The organism is Methylomonas sp. MED-D (assembly GCF_050276835.1).
Taxonomy (GTDB): Bacteria; Pseudomonadota; Gammaproteobacteria; order Methylococcales; family Methylomonadaceae; genus Methylomonas; species Methylomonas koyamae_A.
This window is the reverse complement of sequence record NZ_CP189965.1, coordinates 4220965-4237821: the sequence shown is the minus strand read 5'-3', so window position 1 is coordinate 4237821 and position 16857 is coordinate 4220965. Positions and strand designations below refer to the sequence as shown.

Genomic DNA, 16857 nt, shown 5'->3' with positions numbered 1-16857 from the left:
GAATTAGGTTCATTGACTAGACGCATCAGCGCGGAAAAATCATCAAGCGTGGGGGAATCGCAAACGGCGGACTAGCTTTTTCTCTGAATCAGAATTTGTCGCGGCGAAATGCGTTGGACCTGGACCGGCAGTACCGTACCGAGCGCATCCAATAGCCCGGCCAAATTGTCGGTGTTAAAAACGCCGCTGACTGTTAACTCGGCGAGTTCCGGGGACAGGATATTGAACTGTACATCGTGGTAGCGGCTGATTTCATGCAAAACCTGATCTAGCCGACGATTGCGGAATTTAAACTGTCCGCTTCGCCAGTCGATGGAAGCCCCATGAGCCGTGCCGGACTTCTCAAGCAGCGTACCGTCCGGGGTGAGCTCAACCGCCTGATCGGCCGCTAGCGTCAGGGGCTCTTGTCCCAATATCTCGACGCGTCCTTCCAACACCGCGATTTGCACGCGATCGCTCTGATTGTAAACGTCAAATTCCGTGCCTACATCCAGCACATGTAAATTGCCGACACGCACGTCGAAAGGTCGGTCGGCGGCGTGTGCCACTTTAAAAAATGCCTCGCCACGCGTCAGATACACTTGGCGGCGCCAACGATTGAAATGCACGGACAGTTCGCTGTCGGTGTTCAATTCGATCCGACTGTCATCCGCAAGCACGATTGTTTTTCTTTCGCCCTTGGCGGTGTGGTAGCTGGCGGTAAAGCCTAGCCAACCCGATGGGTGGAAGGTTGCGACTCCGCAAGCAAACAGCGCCATCGCCGCGGTTGACAGGCGCCAGCAATGCCGGCGTGATGGGGGGCGAAAGCGCAACGCGGCGTCTTTGGACGGAAACGGTAAGTGCCGCAGATGTCTTAACGATTGCCATTGGCTTTGGACCACTGTGAAAGCTCTTTGGTGTTCGGGACTCTCGGCCAGCCAGTCGGCCAGTGCTTGACGCTCGTCCGCCCCGTGGGCGTCGGAATGCAGCCGAAATAGCCAATCGATGGCTTGCCGCCTTACGTTTTCCGGGATGGGGTCAACAGCCATCGGTGTCGCTCATGCGTAAGCTCACATGCAACATGGCCGCTTTGGCGTAACGTTCGGCGCAACTTGGCGACAAGCCTAGGCGGGCGGCCGTCTCGGCGTAGGAACAGCCTTCGATACTGTGCAGCACGAAGGCGTGGCGCTGCAGTTCCGGTAATTCCTGTAACCAGAGTTCCAATCGTTCCAGCAATTGGGTTGTTTCCCAGTGGCGGTGAGGGGCGAGCATAGTGTCGTTCACGCCATCGGGGTCGGTGTCCGCTTCGGTCAGATCGCTGCGCAATTGGCGGCGGCGATAGTAATCCACCGAGATGTTCGCGGCCGTCCGGTACAAAAAGCCGCGCGGGTTTTGCACCTGTTCCCAGGCCGGATATTTTGCCAAGCGGGCGAATGTCTCTTGGACGATATCATCGACGTCTTGCTCGTCACCGATCCGCCGTCGGATAAAACCGCCGATTTCACGGGCATATAACGTGAATAGTTGTTGAACGAAGCCGCGATTCGGTTTAGGCATGGCAAAGTATCCTGTTTTGCAAAAGTGTTCGGCTAATTCCCGCACCGATTATTGCCGCTTTCCATGAAGTGAAGGTGACTTCTGGATTCGGGGCGCCAAGCTGTTTGCGGTTGTCGGCCGTAAACTTCGGGCCGTCTCGGACCTCGGACTAGTCCGGCTTTGTTGGTCATTTTGCGTCAGTGCATCAAGGAACACGGAATGCTCCACAATAGCGTGGCGGTGGCCGGTTCGGCGAACGTGATCTCCAAACGTATTAGCGAGGCTTTTTTGACGATTACGCTTGCGGGTGAGGTGCTTAGCAATTGGCCTACAACGTCGGAGTAATTCGGCTCATGTCCGACCAGCCACACGTCGTCGGTATCTTCGGCGAGAATGGTCAGCTCTCGAAGCAAGGTGTGAGTGTCGTTGTCGCCTGCTAGCCATGGCGCTGTATGCGGCATAGGACAGCCGGTCAGATTCGCCTGCAGCAGTTTGGCGGTTTGTTGGGCCCTCGCCAGCGGGCTGGCGTAAAGTCTGCCGGGCAATAGGCGGTTGCGGAGACAGAATCTAGCCAGGCGTTTGGCTTGTTTCTCGCCCTTTTCGGTCAGATGGCGGTCGGCGTCGGCGATGCCGATACGTTGCGGCTCGGCGTCGGCGTGTCTAAGCAAGGTGATGATCATAGTGCTCTAGTTATCCGGAGGTTAGGGGCGCAACGGCTAGCGGTGCGATATTGGGTAATCTTGACTAAATTACTGGGTATAGCCATAATCCGTTACCTATTTTGTAGTCACTGAAGAGTCTAAATTATGGCTGATGCGATTGTGTTTACCGATAATGCCGCGCGGAAGGTTGCCGGCCTAATCCAGGAAGAGGGTAACGATAACCTCAAGTTGCGGGTTTATATCTCCGGTGGCGGTTGTTCGGGGTTTCAATACGGCTTCACGTTTGACGAGGACATCAACGAAGACGATACTCAAATCGAGAAGGACGGCGTCACTGTGTTGATCGACTCGATGAGCATTCAGTACTTGCAAGGTGCCGAGATCGATTACAAGGAAGATTTATCCGGCGCGCAATTCGTCATTCGGAACCCCAACGCTACGACCACTTGCGGTTGCGGATCGTCGTTTTCCGCTTAACGTTTATTGCCCGGATAAATTCCGCCCAGCGTTACCGGCGTTTTCGCGCCGGTAACGCTGGTTAAATTCCCTGCTTGGTTTTGTAAGGTTCGTTTCGCCAGCCAAGCGAAAGCCATCGCTTCGACACAATTCGGGTCGATGCCGAATCTCGCGGTCGATTCGACCGGAATCTTCAACGATTTTTCCAACAAGACTAGCAAGTGGTGGTTGTGCGCTCCGCCGCCGCAGACCAGCACTTGTCCGGTTTCGGCTGCCCATGAGGCGATCGCGGCGGCAATCGAGTCGGCGGTGAATTGACAGAGCGTGGCTTGCACGTCTTGTGGCGGTAAGTCGCCGAATGGTTGGAGTTTTTCGGTCAGCCAAGCGCTAGAGAAGTATTCCTTCCCTGTACTTTTCGGGGGCGGCAAGCGGAAATATCGATCATCTAGCAAGGTGGCGAGTAAACCGACGTGAACCTTGCCTGCCGCGGCCCACGCGCCACCGGCGTCGTAGGCTTGTTGGCGGTGTCGCTGACACCACCAGTCCATCAGGCCGTTGCCGGGGCCGGTGTCGAAACCGATTACCGGCTGATCGTTTAAAACTGTGATGTTGGCGATGCCGCCGATATTAACGATTACTCGCGTTTGCGTCGAGTCGCCAAACACCGCGCTATGAAATGCCGGTACTAACGGTGCGCCCTGACCGCCGGCGGCGATGTCGCGGCGGCGTAAATCGGCTACGGTTGTGATGCCGGTGCATTCCGCGATCACATTGGGATCACCGATTTGCAGTGTAAATGGGAAAGGCGGTTCCGGCGCATGGTAAATCGTCTGGCCGTGGCTGCCGATTGCGTTGACGCTACTGGCGTCTATGTTGGCTTTCGCCAGCAAGGCGGTTGCCGCGTCCCCAAATAATATGCCGAGTCTGCAGTCCAGTTCGCCGTATTCTTTTAAGTATACCGGCTGATTGGGCTGGCTAATCCGGTAAATGGCGTTGCGGAGTTCTTCGCCGAAGGGGTGATAGTGAAACGCGATCAGACGGATGGCGCCGTCGCTGAAATCGACCAGCGCGGCGTCGATGCCGTCGACGCTGGTTCCGGAGATCAAGCCGATATATAGATCGGGCATGGGCTTAATTTTGGGCGAACTGAGCTTCGCCTTTCGCTTGTTTGAGTTGGGCAAGCAAGGGTTGGGTTTGCGCCTTGAATTTGGCGAGTACCGTAGCGTCCATGGGAAGGGAATGAGGTAGTTTGACGGTTAGAGGATTGACGTGTTCACCGTTGATCCTGAATTCGTAGTGCAAATGTGGGCCGGTCGCTAAACCGGTACTGCCGACATAGCCGATAACTTCGCCCTGTTTCACGGAACCGCCGGTTTTTAAACCGGACTTAAAGCCGGACAGATGGGCGTATAGCGTTGAATATTTTTGGCCGTGTTCGATTTCCACCACATTGCCGTAGCCGTTCTTGCCGCCTTTGAAAATGATTTTGCCGTCCCCGGTGCTTTTGATCGGCGTGCCGGTCGCCGCCGAATAATCGACGCCCTTGTGGGCGCGTATCGTGTTCAGGATGGGATGTTTGCGGTGCAAATCGAAGTGCGAGCTGATTTTGGCGAAATCCATCGGCGTTTGCAGGAAGGCTTTACGCAGACTGTTGCCTTCGGGGGTGTAGTAACCGGTGTTGCCTTGGTTGTCCTCGAAGCGTACCGCCGTATAGACCTTGCCCTGGTTGACGAATTCGACCGAGAGAATGTCGCCGCTGTCGAATTCCTTGCCGTCGACGAAGAGTTTTTCGTAAACCACGGTAAATTGATCGCCCTCCCGTAAGTTCAGCGCGAAATCGATATCCCAGGCGAAAATGTCGGCCAGTTTTAAAATCAGTTTCTCAGGCAGCCCGGCGCGGGTGCCGTCTTCAAATAATGATGCGTGGATAGTCGCCTTGGCGCTGGCGAGTTGGTAATCGACTTTTTTGCTGAGCAGTTCGACATCGAACTCGTCGTCGTGTCGAGTCGCAATCAGCGTTTCGAAGGGGGTTTTTGCATAGGTGAGTCGTTCCAGTTCGCCATCGGCGTTTAGGGTGGCCACCACGTCGTTACCGGGGGCAACATCGGCGAATTGTTTGCCTGTGGCGTTGGCATGGACGATTTTATGCAGGTCTTCGCGGCTTAAGTTCAAGTCGGAGAAAATAGACGACAAGCTTTCGCCGGATCGAACGGTATGTTCAAGTTCTTCCGTGACGTCCAAAGGTTGCTCGGGAGCCGGCTCGACGTAATTCGTATACTGATTGATTTTTGCGGAGATCAGGGCTTCTTGTTCAAGCGTCCTTTTATCTTCGAAGGTTCTATGCGGTATTAGTCCGTAACTTGCGCCGGCGGCAACAACGGTGTAGACGCCGAGTAGCGCCGACTTGAGTATTCTGTTCTGCACAGTAATCACTTTTCATTGTTTGTCGAGCGTCTCATTGTAGGCAATTTCGTCGTTAACTGCCATAAACGGGCATTTTTTATCCTCACGTACAATTGCATCATATAATGCGCCCCCAAACTTTAAGGTTACCGGGAGGGGAAATTGTTGCAGGAAACTTTGGCTCAACTGCGTTACGGCGCTGACGAAATTTTGCTGGAAGCGGATTTGCTGAAAAAATTGGAAGAGGGTCGGCCGTTGACGATCAAGGCTGGATTCGACCCCACCGCACCGGATTTACATCTTGGTCACACCGTACTGATCAACAAGCTCAAACAGTTCCAGGATATCGGGCATAAGGTGCAATTCTTGATCGGCGACTTTACCGCGATGATCGGCGATCCTACCGGCAAGAACGTTACGCGGAAGCCGTTAAGTCGGGAAGAAGTGGTGGAGAACGCCAAGACTTACCAAGCCCAAGTTTTCAAAATTCTCGATCCCGAAAAAACCGAAATCAAGTTCAACTCTTCCTGGATGGGTGCGATGACCAGCGCCGAGTTGATCCAGTTGGCGGCCAAGCATACCGTAGCTCGAATGCTGGAGCGGGACGACTTCAGTAAGCGCTACAAAAGTGGTCAAGCGATTGCTATCCATGAATTTCTCTACCCGTTGATTCAAGGTTACGATTCAGTCGTCATGAAGGCGGATGTCGAGCTGGGAGGAACTGACCAAAAATTTAACCTGTTGGTAGGGCGCCAGTTACAGGAAATATATGGTCAAAAGCCGCAGGTAGTGTTGACAATGCCTATTTTGGAGGGCTTGGACGGCGTTCAGAAAATGTCCAAATCGCTCAATAACTATATCGGTATAGCGGATACGTCGGACGATATGTTTGGTAAGTTGATGTCGATTTCCGACGATTTGATGTGGCGTTATTTCAAGCTATTGAGTTTTCGACCGATGGCGGAAATCGAATCACGACGGCAAGCCTGCGCAGTCGGTGAGAATCCGCGTAATCACAAAGTCGCGCTGGCCCAGGAAATCGTCGAAAGGTTTCATGGGGCGGCGGCGGCGGTCTCCGCATTGGAAGCTTTCGAAGCCCGGTTTCAACGCGGCGCGCTGCCTGATGATATCCAGTCCGTGGGGTTGAAGGTCGATGCGGCTGGGATTCCAGTTGCCAATTTGTTGAAAAACGCCGGGTTGGTCGATAGCACTTCGGAAGCGATGCGTCTGATCAAGCAAGGCGCCGTGAAAATCGATGGAGAAAAAATAGAAGACGTTAAAGCCGTTATCCCGGTCGACACCAACCATGTCTACCAAGTTGGTAAGCGTAAATTTGCTCGCGTCGAAATAACGCTTGACGCGAATTAGAAAACCGCTATAATGAGCGGCTCTTCGTTACTGACTGAGTTGGTAGCGAAGAGCGGCAGGATTTGTCGGGCTTGCGGTAGTGTTGTGGTGGCTGGTTTTTCGGAAGTTGTTGGTTTCTGGCTTCGAAAATAAAGTGTTGACACTTTCTGAAAGTTCTGTAGAATATGTCGGCTCAACAGGGCGAGATGCTCTGGCTCTTTAACAAGATGAATCGAAATAATTTGTGTGGGTATGTGTGGCGATACGTTTCTGTTAGAAATTATCGGCGCAGAGAATCCACGTCAATTCGCAAGAAACGACGTTCTGTAGTCGGGCCAAGATTGGATACTAATCTTATTTAGTATCAAGCATTATTAAACTGAAGAGTTTGATCATGGCTCAGATTGAACGCTGGCGGTATGCTTAACACATGCAAGTCGAACGCTGAAGGGTGCTTGCACCCGGATGAGTGGCGGACGGGTGAGTAATGCATAGGAATCTGCCTATTAGTGGGGGATAACGTGGGGAAACTCACGCTAATACCGCATACGATCTACGGATGAAAGCCGGGGACCTTCGGGCCTGGCGCTAATAGATGAGCCTATGTCGGATTAGCTAGTTGGTGGGGTAAAGGCCTACCAAGGCGACGATCCGTAGCTGGTCTGAGAGGATGATCAGCCACACTGGGACTGAGACACGGCCCAGACTCCTACGGGAGGCAGCAGTGGGGAATATTGGACAATGGGCGAAAGCCTGATCCAGCAATACCGCGTGTGTGAAGAAGGCCTGAGGGTTGTAAAGCACTTTCAATAGGAAGGAATACCTATCGGTTAATACCCGATAGACTGACATTACCTATACAAGAAGCACCGGCTAACTCCGTGCCAGCAGCCGCGGTAATACGGAGGGTGCAAGCGTTAATCGGAATTACTGGGCGTAAAGCGTGCGTAGGCGGTTTTTTAAGTCAGATGTGAAAGCCCTGGGCTTAACCTGGGAACTGCATTTGATACTGGAAGACTAGAGTTGAGTAGAGGAGAGTGGAATTTCAGGTGTAGCGGTGAAATGCGTAGAGATCTGAAGGAACACCAGTGGCGAAGGCGGCTCTCTGGACTCAAACTGACGCTGAGGTACGAAAGCGTGGGTAGCAAACAGGATTAGATACCCTGGTAGTCCACGCCGTAAACGATGTCAACTAACTGTTGGGTTCTTAAAGAACTTAGTAGTGGAGCTAACGTATTAAGTTGACCGCCTGGGGAGTACGGCCGCAAGGCTAAAACTCAAATGAATTGACGGGGGCCCGCACAAGCGGTGGAGCATGTGGTTTAATTCGATGCAACGCGAAGAACCTTACCTACCCTTGACATCCTCGGAACTTGTCAGAGATGACTTGGTGCCTTCGGGAACCGAGAGACAGGTGCTGCATGGCTGTCGTCAGCTCGTGTTGTGAAATGTTGGGTTAAGTCCCGTAACGAGCGCAACCCTTATCCTTAGTTGCCAGCGAGTCAAGTCGGGAACTCTAGGGAGACTGCCGGTGATAAACCGGAGGAAGGTGGGGACGACGTCAAGTCATCATGGCCCTTATGGGTAGGGCTACACACGTGCTACAATGGTCGGTACAGAGGGCAGCAAACTCGCGAGAGCCAGCAAATCCCAAAAAGCCGATCCTAGTCCGGATTGCAGTCTGCAACTCGACTGCATGAAGTCGGAATCGCTAGTAATCGCGGATCAGAATGCCGCGGTGAATACGTTCCCGGGCCTTGTACACACCGCCCGTCACACCATGGGAGTGGGTTGCAAAAGAAGTAGGTAGTTTAACCTTCGGGAGGGCGCTTACCACTTTGTGATTCATGACTGGGGTGAAGTCGTAACAAGGTAGCCCTAGGGGAACCTGGGGCTGGATCACCTCCTTACAAAGACAGAACACTGTCACACGTACTCACAACAAATTATTTCGATTGAAAGACGCACCTGGGTCTGTAGCTCAGTTGGTTAGAGCGCACCCCTGATAAGGGTGAGGTCGGAGGTTCAAATCCTCCCAGACCCACCAACTAACGAAAAGGCGAAAGTCTGAATCTATTCGGGGCCATAGCTCAGCTGGGAGAGCGCCTGCCTTGCACGCAGGAGGTCGGGAGTTCGATCCTCCCTGGCTCCACCATCACGTGACGTCGATCTTAAGCCAAGATATCAACATCAACGCTATACAGCTTTTCGGTTAATAACCCAAGGCTCGATAGCATTGATATTCGTATCAATACGCTCTTTAACAATATGGAAATCTGTAACCTAAGTCTTGATCGGCTAACGATCAATACTTAAAAACGAGTTGCGGGCGGTAGCCAGCGGCTTTCGAAAGAAAGCGGCCCAAAACCTCCGTAAAACGTTCTCAAGCAACATCAGCGAACATGTCAGCGACTAAAAACCTTAATACAGACGTATTCGGGTTATATGGTCAAGTGAATAAGCGCATACGGTGGATGCCTAGGCAGTAAGAGGCGATGAAAGACGTGGTAGCCTGCGAAAAGCGTCGGGGAGGTGGCAAACAACCTGTGATCCGGCGATGTCTGAATGGGGAAACCCGGCGAGGATAACCTCGTCATCTTTGAGTGAATACATAGCTCACTGAAGCGAACCCGGAGAACTGAAACATCTAAGTACCCGGAGGAAAAGAAATCAACCGAGATTCCCTAAGTAGTGGCGAGCGAACGGGGACTAGCCCTTAAGCTAGGATAAGGTTAGTGGAACGGTCTGGAAAGTCCGGCGATACAGGGTGATAGCCCCGTACACGAAAACCTTTTTTTAGTGAAATCGAGTAGGTCGGCGCACGTGAAACGTTGACTGAATATGGGGGGACCATCCTCCAAGGCTAAATACTCCTTACTGACCGATAGTGAACCAGTACCGTGAGGGAAAGGCGAAAAGAACCGCGGAGAGCGGAGTGAAATAGAACCTGAAACCGTATGCGTACAAGCAGTGGGAGCCCCTTCGTGGGGTGACTGCGTACCTTTTGTATAATGGGTCAGCGACTTACATTTTGTGGCAAGCTTAACCGAATAGGGGAGGCGTAGGGAAACCGAGTCTTAATAGGGCGTTGAGTCGCAAGGTGTAGACCCGAAACCGGGCGATCTATCCATGACCAGGTTGAAGGTGTGGTAACACACACTGGAGGACCGAACCCACTCCCGTTGAAAAGGTAGGGGATGAGTTGTGGATCGGAGTGAAAGGCTAATCAAGCTCGGAGATAGCTGGTTCTCCTCGAAAGCTATTTAGGTAGCGCCTCGTGTATCACTGCTGGGGGTAGAGCACTGTTTCGGCTAGGGGGTCATCCCGACTTACCAACCCGATGCAAACTCCGAATACCAGCAAGTGTCAGCACGGGAGACACACGGCGGGTGATAAGGTCCGTCGTGAAAAGGGAAACAGCCCAGACCGTCAGCTAAGGTCCCCAAATCATAGCTCAGTGGGAAACGATGTGGAAAGGCACAGACAGCCAGGAGGTTGGCTTAGAAGCAGCCATCCTTTAAAGAAAGCGTAATAGCTCACTGGTCGAGTCGGTCTGCGCGGAAGATTTACCGGGGCTAAGCTATGTACCGAAGCTACGGATTCACGCTTTGCGTGAGTGGTAGAGGAGCGTTCCGTACGCCTGCGAAGGTCGATTGAGAAGTCGGCTGGAGGTATCGGAAGTGCGAATGCTGACATAAGTAACGATAAAGGGGGTGAAAAACCCCCTCGCCGTAAACCCAAGGTTTCCTGCGCAACGTTAATCGACGCAGGGTTAGTCGGCACCTAAGGCGAGGCCGAAAGGCGTAGTCGATGGAAAACAGGTTAATATTCCTGTACCAGTTGTAACTGCGATGGGGTGACGGAGAAGGCTATATCAGCGGTCGGTTGGAAGTGGCCGTTTAAGCGTGTAGGCAGGCATCTTAGGCAAATCCGGGATGCTATATGCTGAGGCGTGATGACGAGTGTCTCGAAAGAAACGCGAAGTGATAGATGCCCTGCTTCCAGGAAAAACCTCTAAGCTTCAGGTTACAAGTGGCCGTACCCTAAACCGACACAGGTGGGTGGGATGAAAATTCTAAGGCGCTTGAGAGAACCCAGGTGAAGGAACTAGGCAAAATGATACCGTAACTTCGGGAGAAGGTATGCCGTTGATAAGTGAAGTCCCTCGCGGATGGAGCGTAAGGCGGTTGCAAAAAATCGGTGGCTGCGACTGTTTAGCAAAAACATAGCACTCTGCAAACACGAAAGTGGACGTATAGGGTGTGACGCCTGCCCGGTGCTGGAAGGTTAATTGATGGGGTTAGCGTAAGCGAAGCTCTTGATCGAAGCCCCAGTAAACGGCGGCCGTAACTATAACGGTCCTAAGGTAGCGAAATTCCTTGTCGGGTAAGTTCCGACCTGCACGAATGGCGTAACGATGGCCACACTGTCTCCACCTGGGACTCAGTGAAATTGAAATCGCTGTGAAGATGCAGTGTACCCGCGGCTAGACGGAAAGACCCCGTGCACCTTTACTATAGCTTGACACTGGACTTTGAACCTACTTGTGTAGGATAGGTGGGAGGCTTTGAAGCAGGAACGCCAGTTCTTGTGGAGCCAACCTTGAAATACCACCCTGGTATGTTTGGAGTTCTAACCTCGATCCATTATCTGGATTAGGGACAGTGTCTGGTGGGTAGTTTGACTGGGGCGGTCTCCTCCCAAAGAGTAACGGAGGAGCACGAAGGTACCCTCAGCCTGGTCGGAAATCAGGCAATGAGTGCAAAGGCATAAGGGTGCTTGACTGCGAGACGGACAAGTCGAGCAGGTACGAAAGTAGGTCTTAGTGATCCGGTGGTTCTGTATGGAAGGGCCATCGCTCAACGGATAAAAGGTACGCCGGGGATAACAGGCTGATACCGCCCAAGAGTTCATATCGACGGCGGTGTTTGGCACCTCGATGTCGGCTCATCACATCCTGGGGCTGAAGCAGGTCCCAAGGGTATGGCTGTTCGCCATTTAAAGTGGTACGCGAGCTGGGTTCAGAACGTCGTGAGACAGTTCGGTCCCTATCTGCCGTGGGCGTTTGAGATTTGAGGGAAGCTGCTTCTAGTACGAGAGGACCGAAGTGGACGAACCTCTGGTGTTCCAGTTGTCCTGCCAAGGGCATTGCTGGGTAGCCACGTTCGGACAGGATAACCGCTGAAAGCATCTAAGCGGGAAGCCCCTCCCAAGATGAGATCTCACTGGGACTTTAAGTCCCCTGAAGGGCCGTTGGAGACGACAACGTTGATAGGCACGGTGTGGAAGTCCAGTAATGGGCGTAGCTAACGTGTACTAATTGCCCGTGAGGCTTGACCATATAACACCCAATGCGTTTGGGTTGTCTAAGACAATCGCTGAAAACAACGCAAGAGAACGAACTCGATACAGATTTCCATGAAAAGCAGGTCAAAGGCAAAACCACGTAAGCGCGAATGTCCGCACAAGCTGTGGTTAGATTAAATAATGCCTGAAGGCTAAGCCAAACGGCTTAACCGACCTGTTGCATGACAGTTGGTCAACAACCGACTTAACCAGTTTGCTTGGTGAACATAGCAAGCGTGAACCACCCGATCCCATCCCGAACTCGGAAGTGAAACCGCTTAGCGCCGATGATAGTGTGGCAGGTTGCCATGTGAAAGTAGGTCATCGCCAAGCGCCTATACCAAAAGCCCGCTTATTAATCTAATAGGCGGGCTTTTTTTGCGCATAATAAATCGTAATAGCCCTTTTAGCCACGTCTATCACTCCTGATTAAAAGCGCTGAAGATAGCGTCCACTTATAACGGCGAGTTGATGCGCAAAGAGCCCGCGTTGCCGACACCAGGCATTCAGCGCCTCGCCGCTCAAGCCAAGGCTTTCATGCAGTGCCAGCAAGCGCTCTTCGGGACGCCAATCATGGGGACGCTTGGCCGGGTTGGCGTTAGGCGTATCGGTGGTTGTTGTGCTTTTCATCCAGTTTTTTAAGGTATGTATGCTGAGGTTTGATTCGTCGGCAATGGTTTGAATCGTCCGCTTGCCACGACTGTAGACTTTCGCCAAGGCTTGCTCTTTGAACTCAGCAGAATACTGCTTCTTGGAGGGATTCATTTTTTATCTCAAATTTAAAGGGGGCTAAAAATTTGAGGCGACAACTATTCTGACGCAGGGGGATAACAAGGTGGACACCTACGATGGAGAACAAGAGACGATTATCGCGACCGCTAATGGTGGGACATCGGAGTCATGGCCGTTGTCGCTATGATCCGGAAGTAAAACGGGAGCTCGGTGAAGCCTATCTGCAGCCGGGTGTTTCGGCAGCCTTGATGGCACTGGAACACGGCATCAATGCCAATCTGATGCACAAATGGATTAACCGGCACTGTGAAAATGTCAGCCCAGCCCAGCCCAGCCCAGCCCAGCCCAGCCCAGCCCAGCCCAGCCCAGCCCAGCCCAGCCCAGTAGCCCAGCCATACGATCGGCCTTTGCACCGGTGCTGTCAATGGCGGCACCGAAGTCAGTAGACAACACCGCCCTCACCACCCAAGCCAGCACGGGTTCGGTGAGTAAGCCTTTGGGGATGATGCGCGCCGGTGGCGGCGTGATCCGGATGCTGTTGTCGCAGCACGGACAGGCATATTTGATGCGCTGATATTGAATAATGTGGATTTGCTGCGGCACGATATCGAGTTGCTCACTGATGTTAGCGTCGATTTCCACCAGGCGTGTGCCGTCATGGGCGCAGATGCGCTCGGCTTCCGCTAGTTCATGGCGCGCAATCTCGCGAGGCAGGAGGGGATCGAGCGGTTTGCGGCCGCGTTTCTTGCGACTATGGCCTGCCCTTCGACAGCTTCAGGTGTGGTTTCCTCGGCCACCGGTGCAGCGTTGGGTGCCAGAGCTTCGGCTTCGTTCAGAAACAGATCGCGCTGAGCCAGATTCGCTCTGGCCTCGGACTTGGCCGCATACAGACGATGCAACAGTTTGATCCGATCCCGCCGCCGATTGCTGAACACATAGATCGCCGGTTCAAACGGATTCAAGCCTAATGCCTGCTCGACCAGCAATGCCAAACCATTGATGGCCTTACGGCCATTGACCGGTTCGCGGTGCAAGTAGATCTTTAATCCCGGCTCGAAGGGAACACAGCAAGGCGGCCAGACCGTTCAATACATTCAATAAAGGGGATAGATCGGTCAAGCTAATCTCTTGCAATTCCAGTTTAACGCCATTCGATAAGGCTATATTGAAGCTGCTGCTGGAGCCGCTATTTGAACCGCAATTTTCGCCGCACAGTTTGCTTCCGTCCGGGACGGATTCCACATCAAGCGGCGCAAAGCATCATCAATAGCGGCAAGCCGTACGTGGTGGATATTGATTTATCGAAATTCTTTGATCGAATCTATCGTGACCGGTCGATTGCTCGCATGGGATAACGGATCACCGACAAACGCATACTGCGCCTGATCGGCCTGATGCTGCGAAGTGGCGTCCTGATCGGTGGTGGTACGGAGCGAAGAAGGGGCGATGCAAGGCGGGCCGCTATCCGAATAAACTGCTACCGCTTTGTCCGAAAAGTCAATCGCGTGGTTTAAAGGGCATGCAATGCAAAGTACCCTACAAATTTGACAAAAACCGACTGTCGCTGGAGCGTCCTTGCTCGGAAAATGCCAGAACTGTGACGCGGGCGTATTAAAGTTTGGCTTTTTTTTGCCGCCAGTTAGTTTTGAATCGACTATATTATTTCCATCTAGTTCTTGTGGTCTACTCTGGGCATGCTTTTAGGCCCATGAGTTGAGCGGTTGTGCTGATGTGATCGAAACACAACGTCGACCGGAAAGCGGCACTCTAATTCGTAACGGGTAAAATGAGTTTATAGGCGATAGTCGCAACCGACTTCGCTGCCATAAGAATACGGGCAGGCCACAACTCTCATTCATTTCAGTTAAGTGGAATCGTATGCAACCGAACCATCGAAATCGCAACGTCAGCCGCGTTCCGCTTCGTGCCGGCGCCTTAGCTTCATTAATCAGTTACTTAGCGGTCGGTCACGCGGTCGAGGTGGTTCCCGAGGCCGGCTCGATTTTGCGAAATATCAAACCCGAATCGATTTTGCCGGGCAACTCGCAAGTCCCGTTCGAAATATCGGAACAACCGGCGCCTGCCGGTGAAAGCGACATCCGCATTCAAGTAAAGGGTTGGAAGATCAGCGGCGCCGTGTTGATTAGCGAGGCCGATCTGCAGTCGTTTCTAAAAGACTATATCGGCAAGGACTTGAACTTGCTTGAACTGCGCAAAATCACTCGCGATATCGCGGCGTATTACCAGCAACGTGGTTTTTTCGCCCGCGCGCTATTGCCAGCTCAGCAAATTCGCGACGGTATCGTCGAAATCCTGATCCGCGAAGCCACCCTGGGCAAGGTCGAAGTCGACGACTCGGCTAACACTTACCGAAACGACATTCCCCGACAAACGATGTTGGCGGCTCAGCCGGCGGGAGAAGCCTTGCGGCTGGCCGATATGCAGCGCGGTATTTTGCTGTTGAACGACCTGACCGGCGGCACGGTATCGTCTACCCTGAAAGCCGGCGCGAGAGCGGGTGAATCCGACCTGCTGTTGAAAATCGACCCCAGCAACCTAATCAGCGGCTCCGTGGATTACAGCAATACCGGCGTGCGTTCGGTCGGCATGAACCAATTCGGTGGGTCTCTGAACCTCAATAACCCCTTGCGTTTGGGCGACTTGGCGACGTTGCGCGTTCAGGGCGGCAGCGGCAACGTTTACGGGCGGGTCGCTTATTCGTTGCCGGTGGGTTACTCCGGGCTACGGGTTGGTTTGGCGGCGTCCGCGTTGGACTATACCTTGGGCGAACCCTTTCAGTCGTTGGACGCTCAAGGCTCGGCCTGGACCGGTGGCACTTTCGCGACCTATCCGCTCCTGCGCGGGGTGAGTACGAATCTGTACGTTGCCAGCGGTTTCGACGATCGCCACTACTACAATACCAGCCTTGCTAGCGTGGTCAGCGACAAAGAAGTGCAAAGCGGTTACGTCGGCCTGAGCGGCGACCATCAAGACGATTGGCTCGGCGGTGCGGTGACCTTGTTCGGCGCGACCATGGTGGCCGGCAATCTGGATTTGTCGGGCAGTCCAGTCGATCAAGCCCAAAATCGGGCCACGGCTCGAGCCGGCGGCGCCTATCAAAAATTCTCGCTTAATGCATCCCGCCTGCAAGGTCTGACCGACAAATTACGCTTGTACGCCGGTTTCAGCGGACAGTTGGCTACCAAAAACCTGGATTCCTCCGAAAAATTCAGCCTCGGCGGTCCCTTCGGCATCAGAGCCTATCCGGTCAACGAAGCCCTCGGCGATGAGGGCTATCTGATGAATTTCGAATTGCGCTACGAAGTTTACGAACATGTCGAGTTGGTCGGTTTCATCGACCACGGCGGCATCACGTTGCATAACGATCTTTGGCCGAATGCCACCGAAGGCGTTCCCAATCACTACACGCTCAGCGGCGGCGGTGTCGGTATCAACTGGACGGTCCCCGGCAATTTCGTCATCCGCGGCAGCGTTGCTCAACGCATAGGCGCCAACCCAGCGCGCTCTACGGACGGCAACGACTCGGACGGAACTTACAAAACGCCTCATTTTTGGGTCAGCCTGAGCAAAGCGTTTTAAGCGTCTTCGGGCTCCGTTTTTCCACCAACTCAACCTGCGATACCACCGTGGACAACCAATTGCTATTTTATAAACGCATCGTCAGCCTGAACCCCGCCGCTCACGGTCGGTTGCATATCGTGCCGTCCGACGACGTAGGATATGCGCGAGTTAGTAACTCGGTACCGCTGATTGGTCCGGAATTCGGCGAAGCCGGCAAGGAATACCCGATCGCCTTCGCCAAAGCCGGCGACGGGCACTTTGTCCCGGTCGCGGTGCTGGGCTTGAACGATGGCGAAAACCTGTTCGTCAATGGTGCCGGTCGCTGGGCAGGTCATTACATACCCGCCTTCGTCCGCCGATACCCGTTCGTACCCGCCGAGCAAGCCGAAGACAAGCAATTGATCGTTTGTTTTGACGACACTAGCCCACGTTTTAACGAAACGGCCGGCGAGCCTTTGTTGGTCGACGGCGAACCGTCGGCTTACCTGCAACAAATCATCGCCTTTTTGCGGGAGTTCCACGCCGAATCGCAACGGACTGCGCAATTCGCCGCCACCTTGCACGAATTGGACCTCTTAACCGAGCGTCGCGCCGATGCGGTATCACCGAGCGGCGAGCGTTACTCGTTGTCCGGTCTTTGGATAGTGGATGAGGCGCGCTTCCAAAAAATCAGCCGGGATGCGTTGGACAGCCTGTTCCAAACCGGAGCGCTGGGATTGATCTATCTGCACTTGGCGTCGTTGAGCAATTTTGCCCGCCTGTTGGAACGCAAAGCCGCCGCAAGCACCGAAAAACCGCACTGATTCGAGAGGAC

At 53.4% G+C, this 16857-nt stretch carries 12 protein-coding genes, 2 tRNA genes, 3 rRNA genes and 1 pseudogene; 11 read left to right on the top strand and 7 right to left on the bottom strand.

Annotated features, from left to right (window positions below):
• Positions 1–71 precede the first annotated feature (71 nt).
• From ACQE3E_RS19075 to sixA, 3 genes are all read right to left on the bottom strand, one after another.
• Complete coding sequence (locus ACQE3E_RS19075; protein WP_313730689.1) at positions 72–1028, bottom strand: FecR family protein; 957 nt, start codon at positions 1026–1028, stop codon at positions 72–74.
• Positions 1018–1536, bottom strand: a complete 519-nt coding sequence (locus ACQE3E_RS19070; protein ID WP_313730690.1) for an RNA polymerase sigma factor — start codon at positions 1534–1536, stop codon at positions 1018–1020. Before ACQE3E_RS19070 ends, ACQE3E_RS19075 begins: the two co-directional genes overlap by 11 nt.
• A 176-nt stretch (positions 1537–1712) precedes the next feature.
• Positions 1713–2195, bottom strand: a complete 483-nt coding sequence (sixA, locus tag ACQE3E_RS19065; RefSeq protein WP_064030569.1) for a phosphohistidine phosphatase SixA — start codon at positions 2193–2195, stop codon at positions 1713–1715.
• 126 nt (positions 2196–2321) lie between these two features.
• Here sixA and erpA point away from each other — a divergent pair, with 126 nt between their 5' ends.
• Positions 2322–2654 carry an iron-sulfur cluster insertion protein ErpA gene (gene erpA / locus ACQE3E_RS19060; protein WP_313730691.1) on the top strand — a complete coding sequence of 111 codons (333 nt, stop codon included), beginning with the start codon at positions 2322–2324 and terminating at the stop codon, positions 2652–2654.
• Here erpA and ACQE3E_RS19055 read toward each other — a convergent pair.
• Complete coding sequence (locus tag ACQE3E_RS19055) at positions 2651–3760, bottom strand: anhydro-N-acetylmuramic acid kinase (protein WP_313730693.1); 1110 nt, start codon at positions 3758–3760, stop codon at positions 2651–2653. The genes erpA and ACQE3E_RS19055 overlap by 4 nt on opposite strands.
• A 4-nt stretch (positions 3761–3764) precedes the next feature.
• A complete protein-coding gene (locus tag ACQE3E_RS19050) occupies positions 3765–5057 on the bottom strand; it encodes a peptidoglycan DD-metalloendopeptidase family protein (protein WP_313730695.1) in 1293 nt (430 codons plus the stop codon).
• A 144-nt stretch (positions 5058–5201) separates the two neighbouring features.
• On the opposite strand from ACQE3E_RS19050, the gene tyrS reads away from it, so the two are divergent.
• The 6 genes from tyrS (at position 5202) to rrf (ending at position 12062) form a co-directional block, all read left to right on the top strand.
• Entirely contained in the window at positions 5202–6404 is a 1203-nt protein-coding gene (gene tyrS, locus ACQE3E_RS19045) for a tyrosine--tRNA ligase (RefSeq protein ID WP_313730697.1), read from the top strand.
• A gap of 355 nt (positions 6405–6759) precedes the next feature.
• Positions 6760–8293 (top strand): 16S ribosomal RNA (locus tag ACQE3E_RS19040).
• A gap of 60 nt (positions 8294–8353) precedes the next feature.
• Positions 8354–8430: transfer RNA gene (locus ACQE3E_RS19035), tRNA-Ile, on the top strand.
• Between the two features lie 32 nt (positions 8431–8462).
• Positions 8463–8538, top strand: a tRNA-Ala gene (locus ACQE3E_RS19030).
• Positions 8539–8830: 292 nt separating this feature from the next.
• Positions 8831–11724: ribosomal RNA gene (locus tag ACQE3E_RS19025) — 23S ribosomal RNA — on the top strand.
• Between the two features lie 222 nt (positions 11725–11946).
• Positions 11947–12062 (top strand): 5S ribosomal RNA (gene rrf / locus ACQE3E_RS19020).
• The 16S, 23S and 5S rRNA genes sit together here with 2 tRNA genes alongside, the layout of an rRNA operon.
• A gap of 96 nt (positions 12063–12158) precedes the next feature.
• Here rrf and ACQE3E_RS19015 read toward each other — a convergent pair.
• On the bottom strand, positions 12159–12494 hold the full coding sequence (locus ACQE3E_RS19015; RefSeq protein ID WP_313730699.1) for a transposase: 336 nt from the start codon (positions 12492–12494) through the stop codon (positions 12159–12161).
• A gap of 83 nt (positions 12495–12577) precedes the next feature.
• On the opposite strand from ACQE3E_RS19015, the gene ACQE3E_RS19010 reads away from it, so the two are divergent.
• Positions 12578–12907, top strand: a complete 330-nt coding sequence (locus ACQE3E_RS19010; protein ID WP_427500945.1) for a transposase — start codon at positions 12578–12580, stop codon at positions 12905–12907.
• Positions 12908–12914: 7 nt separating this feature from the next.
• On the opposite strand, the pseudogene ACQE3E_RS19005 reads toward ACQE3E_RS19010, so the two are convergent.
• Positions 12915–13360: pseudogene (locus ACQE3E_RS19005) on the bottom strand (IS66 family transposase zinc-finger binding domain-containing protein); the annotation flags it as partial.
• A 291-nt stretch (positions 13361–13651) separates the two neighbouring features.
• On the opposite strand from ACQE3E_RS19005, the gene ACQE3E_RS19000 reads away from it, so the two are divergent.
• From ACQE3E_RS19000 to ACQE3E_RS18990, 3 genes are all read left to right on the top strand, one after another.
• Positions 13652–13816, top strand: coding sequence for a hypothetical protein (locus ACQE3E_RS19000; RefSeq protein ID WP_231883575.1), 165 nt, complete (start codon positions 13652–13654; stop codon positions 13814–13816).
• A gap of 523 nt (positions 13817–14339) precedes the next feature.
• Positions 14340–16061: a ShlB/FhaC/HecB family hemolysin secretion/activation protein gene (locus tag ACQE3E_RS18995; RefSeq protein WP_313730702.1), complete on the top strand. Its 1722-nt coding sequence runs from the start codon at positions 14340–14342 to the stop codon at positions 16059–16061.
• A gap of 47 nt (positions 16062–16108) precedes the next feature.
• Entirely contained in the window at positions 16109–16846 is a 738-nt protein-coding gene (locus ACQE3E_RS18990) for a SapC family protein (protein ID WP_175463715.1), read from the top strand.
• Positions 16847–16857: the final 11 nt, after the last annotated feature.